Here is a 4,219-nt window from a genome sequence, read left to right on the forward strand (position 1 = left end):
GTTCGTGGAACCCGAGACCGCGACGCTGGCCGTCGTCGACGTCACCGACGGTTCGATCGTCGACCTCCACCGCCGGCCGCGCCGGCCATGCCCCCGGTGACGATGTATCTGCACTTCCCGTTCGTGACGGTGCCGATCCCCATCACGCCACCGCCCCCGCCGGGGCGCTGAGGACGTGGCGCGCGACCGCGGGTGCGCGCACACTGGGCGGTGACGGCATGAGCGGCGAGGAGGTCGCGTGGGCGAATACGGTGCGTTCGGGTTTGATCCCGAAGAGATCGATCGGATGATCCGCGAGGGCAGCGAGGGCCTGCGCGAGGTGTTCGAGCGGGTCAGCAAATTCGTGGCGGCTCCCGGAGCCCGGCCCGGCTGGTCGTCGTTCTTCGACGACCTGTCGCGGCGCCCGCGCCCCGAGCCCGAGACCGCGGGCGAGGCGGGTGACGGCGTGTGGGCCATCTACACGACCGGCGCCGACGGTGGCGCGCACGTCGAACAGGTCTATGCGACCGAGCTCGACGCGCTGCGCGCCAACAAGGACAACGTCGACCCCAACCGCAGGGTCCGGTTCCTGCCATACGGCATCGCGGTCAGCGTCCTCGACGGCGATTCGCCCGGCGACGACTCCGGCCACCAATCCGGCCCCGAGTCCGGAGAGGCCTCGCAAGACTCCTAGGCCGGCGCCCGGCCTCAGTCCTGCTCGACGACGTTCGATCCCCCGGAGTTGCTGACCTTCGGCGTGCCCGTGTGGTAGGTGACCTTGTTGTTGAAGCCGGAGGCTTCAATGCTGTCGACGGAGTCGACGGTGATCTCGTTCTGCACGCCCGACACGGTGAGGCTCGCGCAGTGGCCGCTGATCACCACCGTGTTGGACACCCCGCTGACGCTGATCACATTGTCGTTGCAGGCGATTGTCCGGTTTTCGCCGATCCCGGAGACGCTGACCTTGGCGCCCGGGGGCGGGGCCGGCGACGTCGACGGGCTGGGCGTCCTGGCCCGGGTGGTGGACGGGGCGGTGCCACGCGGAGTGCTGGGCGAAGGACCGAAGGTGTCGGTGATGGTCGGCGGTGAGCTGATGATGGAGCGGACCCCGGAAAGCTGGTGTGCCGCAAACGCGGCGATGCCACCGGCCAGGGCCAGCACGGCGATGACGATGACCGTGCCCAGGATCCACCACGTGCGATTGCCCGAGGGCCGTTGGGGAGGCGGGCCCGCATACGGGGCGCCGTAGTTCCAGGCGGGCGGCGGTGGCGGAGGGCCGGCACCCGGCCCGGGCGGGTAAGGCTGGGCGGCGGGCTGCGCGCTGCCCGCTTCGGACGCCCGCGCCGCGTCGGCGAGCGGGCGCTCGAGTTCCCGGATCCGATCCTCCGGGTCGTCGTTTGCTGCCATGGGTTGAATATGCCATTCGCGTCGGTGGTTTCGCGCGGTTCGGTAGTTTCTGGTTCGTGCCCGAGTTGCCGAACCGTCAGGTCGTGTTGCGTCGCCGCCCCTCCGGGCTTGTCCGGCCCGGTGACACCGAGCTGGTCACTACCCCGGCGCCCGAACCGGGGGAGGGGGAGGCGCTGTTGCGCACCACCTACGTCGGGATCGACGCCGCCGCGCGCACGTGGCTCGACGACCAGCCCAGCTACCTTCCGCCGGTGCAGCTGGGCGAGGTCATCCGCGCGGCCGGGATCGGCGAGGTCGTCGAATCGCGCTGCGACGCCTACGCCGTCGGCGACGTCGTCACCACGCTGACCGGCTTCTCCGAGTACGCGATCATCCGCGACGACCTGTTCAGCACGCCCATCCCGGGCGAGGACGACCAGCTGGCGATCATGTCGGTGTACGGGCCGACCGGCGCCACCGCCTATTTCGGGATGACCGACATCGGCCGGCCGAAGGCCGGGGAAACGGTCGTGGTCTCGGCGGCCGCGGGGGCCACCGGATCGGTGGCGGGGCAGATCGCCAAGATCGCCGGCGCCCGGGTGGTGGGGATCGCGGGCGGGCCGGAGAAATGCCGCGCTGTGGTCGAGGACTTCGGCTTCGACGCCTGCATCGACTACAAGAACGACGACCTGACCGCGGCGCTCAAGCAACACTGCCCGCAGCGCGTCGACGTCTACTTCGACAACGTCGGCGGGCCGATCCTCGACGCGGTGCTGGGCCGCCTGGCCCCGCGCGCCCGCGTCGTGCTGTGCGGCGTCATCTCCAGCTACCTGACCGGCGAGCACCCGGGGCCCGCCAACTATGTGAACCTGCTGTCCAAGACGGCCCTGATGCAGGGTTTCAACGCCCTCGACCAGTGGGGCCGCTTCGACGAGGCCTTCGCCGCGCTGCGGCAGTGGGAGGCCGAGGGCCGGCTCAAGCACCGCGAGACCATCTTCGACGGCATCGAGTCGTGCGTCGACGCCCTCAACGGCCTGTTCACCGGGGTCAACATCGGCAAGACCCTGGTCAAGCTCAGCGAACCGGCTGCCCGCTGAACCGCGTCGTGCTCAGCGGGCAAAAACTCGCCGCCACGGGCCCGGTGCGGGGTGCACGGCACCCCGGCGCGTGGTTTCATAACACCGTTTGCAAAAGTTGCCTGGGGGTGGCGGGCTTGGGCCGAGACACGGCTTTCACGATTGGTGGGTTGTAGATGGATCGTCGCAGCATGATGTTGATCTCGGGGCTCGGCATGCTGGGGGCGGCGATGCGCTTGCCGGGCGCCTGGGCCACCCCGCCGGCGCCGCAGGCGCCCCCGTCGGCCGGGCCGGGCGGGCCGTACATCTTCGCCGACGAGTTCGACGGGCCCGCGGGCTCCCCGCCCGATCCGGGCAAGTGGACGATCCAGACCTGGCAGGACGACGTGTTCCCGCCGGTCGAGGGCATCTATCGCGACGATCGCCAAAACGTGTTCCAGGACGGGCATTCCAACCTCGTCCTGTGCGCCACCCACGATCTGCTGAGCAACACCTATTACAGCGGCAAGCTGCGCGGCAACTTCCGCAGCATGATCAACCAGACGTGGGAGGCGCGGATCAAGCTCGACTGCCTGTACCCCGGCCTGTGGCCGTCGTTCTGGGGCGTCAACGAGGACCCACTTCCCGACGGTGAGGTGGACATCTTCGAGTGGTACGGCAACGGCCAGTGGGCGCCGGGCACCACCGTCCACGCGGCGTCCAACGGCAAGACCTGGGAGGGCAAGTCGATCCCCGGGCTGGTCGACAGCAACTGGCACACCTGGCGAATGCATTGGGGCGAAGAGGGATTCGAATTCGCGCGGGACGGCGCCGAATACTTCAAGGTCCCCAACAAGCCCATCCACGTCGCCGGCGGCGCCCCCGACGACTTCCGGTGGCCCTTCAACATTCCCGGCTACTGGATGACGCCGATGTTCACCCTCGCCGTGGGCGGTGTCGGCGCCGGGGATCCGGCCGCGGGCACCTTCCCGGCCTCGATGCTGGTCGACTACATCCGCATCTGGTGACTAGCGCTGCGCTTTGAACACCTGAACCAGGTTGAACTGCCAGCGCTCGACGAGCCGGAAGCCCAGGTCGTGCGGGACCGCGAAGGCGGGGGTCGCCCAGTAGACCGGCCCGGGTGGGATCGCCGGGCCCTGCTCGTGCGCCGGCTGTGACGGGTCGGCCTGGGTGATGATCCACACGACGCCGCAGTGGCTCAACGGATTCGCGACGACCTCCGGGATGAGGTTGGTGTCGAAGACGTCGTTGTGGTCGGTGGCCCGCTGCCACAGGGTGAGGTCGTTCAGCTTGCGATAGGCGTCCGGGCGCGCCGCCAGCAGCGGGCGCATCGGGGCGGGCATGAACGTCACCGTGTCGTTCACCAGCAGGCAATCGCCGGGTGCGGCCTTCGCGCTGATCAGATCGGCCACCTGGCTGTAGTCCATCCCGTACTTGGCGTACGGGTTACGTTGCGCGAAGAGATAATTCGGTGCTGCGGCGGCGGCGAAGAGCGTGACCAGGGCCGCGGTCCGCCACGGCCGGACCGTCACCGCCGCGGCGCAGACCCCCAGGATCAGCGCCATTCCCGGCGCCGTGAACGTCATATAGCGCGGGGTGTAGATGGGATGCACCAACGCCGAGTAGGCCAGGATGACCGCGGTCGGTAGGGCCAGCCACGCGGTCGCCAGAGCCAGCGCTTGCTCGTCGGCCCGCGCGAGGGTGGCGGACCCGCTGAGCCACAACGCGATAGCCGCCGCGATCACCACCGCCGACAGCACGGCGAACGGCGGGCTGCG

4 protein-coding genes and 1 pseudogene are annotated in these 4,219 nt (G+C 69.6%); 3 read left to right on the forward strand and 2 right to left on the reverse strand.

The window, feature by feature from the left end; translation table 11 throughout:
- The first annotated feature begins 238 nt into the window (after positions 1-238).
- Positions 239-673 (forward strand): hypothetical protein, encoded by a 435-nt coding sequence (locus tag A5692_RS21615; protein ID WP_068059619.1) that lies wholly within the window; start codon positions 239-241, stop codon positions 671-673.
- Positions 674-687: 14 nt separating this feature from the next.
- Here the strand turns inward: A5692_RS21615 and A5692_RS21620 are convergent, their stop codons facing one another.
- Positions 688-1,386, reverse strand: a complete 699-nt coding sequence (locus A5692_RS21620; protein ID WP_068059622.1) for a DUF3060 domain-containing protein — start codon at positions 1,384-1,386, stop codon at positions 688-690.
- A 56-nt stretch (positions 1,387-1,442) separates the two neighbouring features.
- Here A5692_RS21620 and A5692_RS21625 point away from each other — a divergent pair, with 56 nt between their 5' ends.
- A complete protein-coding gene (locus A5692_RS21625; RefSeq protein WP_068059629.1) occupies positions 1,443-2,462 on the forward strand; it encodes an NADP-dependent oxidoreductase in 1,020 nt (339 codons plus the stop codon).
- A 155-nt stretch (positions 2,463-2,617) separates the two neighbouring features.
- Positions 2,618-3,448 carry a family 16 glycosylhydrolase gene (locus tag A5692_RS21630; protein ID WP_068059626.1) on the forward strand — a complete coding sequence of 277 codons (831 nt, stop codon included), beginning with the start codon at positions 2,618-2,620 and terminating at the stop codon, positions 3,446-3,448.
- Here the strand turns inward: A5692_RS21630 and A5692_RS21635 are convergent.
- A pseudogene (locus A5692_RS21635) lies at positions 3,449-4,219 on the reverse strand (hypothetical protein); the annotation flags it as partial.

This window comes from Mycobacterium sp. E342 (genome assembly GCF_001667665.1).
Classification (GTDB): Bacteria; Actinomycetota; Actinomycetes; order Mycobacteriales; family Mycobacteriaceae; genus Mycobacterium.

Excerpts from the sequence above, each read along its gene's own strand:
- A5692_RS21620 (WP_068059622.1), bottom strand. The coding sequence starts at position 1,386 with ATGGCAGCAAACGACGACCCGGAGGATCGGATCCGGGAACTCGAGCGC.
- A5692_RS21630 (WP_068059626.1), top strand. The coding sequence starts at position 2,618 with ATGGATCGTCGCAGCATGATGTTGATCTCGGGGCTCGGCATGCTGGGG.